Origin of the sequence: Halopseudomonas yangmingensis (assembly GCF_900114825.1) — a bacterium.
Classification (GTDB): Bacteria; Pseudomonadota; Gammaproteobacteria; order Pseudomonadales; family Pseudomonadaceae; genus Halopseudomonas; species Halopseudomonas yangmingensis.
Window position 1 is genome coordinate 1 of sequence record NZ_FOUI01000041.1, and the last position, 1,468, is coordinate 1,468.

Below are 1,468 nucleotides of genomic sequence, written 5' to 3' on the forward strand. Positions count from 1 at the left end.
ATGGCGCCAATGACAATCAAGTACTCGGTGAAGGTCGCGCCGCGCAGTGCACGACGGGCCAATAACAGCCGGGGCATGGGCAAGTCCTTTTGCAGCTCAGGGAAGATTAAACAGAGTCGATAACATCCAACTATCGCCAACGCGCGAGTCTATGTTTGCACGTGAAAACATATAACCCAATCACGCTGCAAGGGTGATGCACGTCACATTACGGATAAAAATGCGACGAGGCGCGCAATCAGGAAGGAGCCTAAGAGCTGGAGCCTGTCAATCACAGGATGTGATCGCCGGACGCTTATTGATCAATACATCATCAGGCAATCAATTGAGTGTTGTACTTCGACCCTGAGACCGCCCAGTACCGCCCTGATTTAACCTTCATACTGAGTCTACATGTAGATGATACCCCATTACATACATAATTATATGCACGCCCCAAATAGAACTTATCGAGATAACAAGAAAGGTGGCAAAAAAAATCAGTATGCTTTTCTTAATTAGAAAATTTGAAACAGAAAAGATCACAACCCAATAACTTACTGAAAGAATAACAACAACTACAGATGACTGAATATAGCCGGCAGGAAAAAAAAGGAAAACCTGTGGATATATTGCAAGTAAAACAAATCCAGCAGGCTGGATATTTAGTGAACTAGCAATCCAGCCAATAAAAATTGGCGCCAAAATTGCAACAATAAAAACGATTGAGCGAATTATCAATTGCGCTTTCATTTTTATTTACACGAGAAAAATGATAGAATTATGCATGACATTTCCTAGATGTTATTTCTCAAGGAGAAAAAATTTCGTTAGTTGCATTATTCCCGAAATCTAGACGCTCAGGCATATATCCAAATCCCCAGCCAGGCACAGGCTTTTCGACTCCTGGAAGACTTACATTTGGCAAAGTAACTGAAGCGCCAACCGCCTCCAAAATTCCAATAATAAATGAATTTGAATTATACCCCTCAGTCTCATATGTTGGAAAAAAGTCATAATTAAAAACCGGTTTATAACCAGCTTCAGCCAAAAGCAATCTATTTATGAAATCACTGTCAGCACTGACACCACACGCCATACCAAGATTAGAAATTGGTGCACTTACCTTTCCTGCAACTATGTTGGCCCAAGGCTCATCGCCACTTCGATTCGGTGTACTCTGGAGATTTCCAGGAAATGAAAGCCCACTACTCGGACCGGCACTAATCGTAGTCCAATATTTACCGCTTGCGACACCTGCATCATCATTGCCCAACAAAAACCTGTCTCCCTTGGCAGCCTCCGATGCAGCCCATATCTGGTCGTCAGGTATTATCAACAAAGCTAGGTGGTAGTTTCCCGACGCTAGCACCTCATGATAAGTCAGATAGACCGCAAGCCCAAAAGGGTCTGATAACAATGCAGGGCTTCCCTCTGCATACCCAAAGGTATTCACCCCACCCATCAACCCAATCGGATCACTCTGCGT

2 protein-coding genes are annotated in these 1,468 nt (G+C 43.6%); both read right to left on the minus strand.

Annotation, left to right across the window (positions count from 1 at the left end):
• Window positions 1-378: 378 nt before the first annotated feature.
• A complete protein-coding gene (locus tag BMZ23_RS14930) occupies window positions 379-732 on the minus strand; it encodes a hypothetical protein (protein ID WP_143069631.1) in 354 nt (117 codons plus the stop codon).
• A gap of 58 nt (window positions 733-790) precedes the next feature.
• Window positions 791-1,468 (minus strand): hypothetical protein (locus BMZ23_RS14935; protein ID WP_218143627.1); only part of this gene is annotated, 678 nt, incomplete at its 5' end.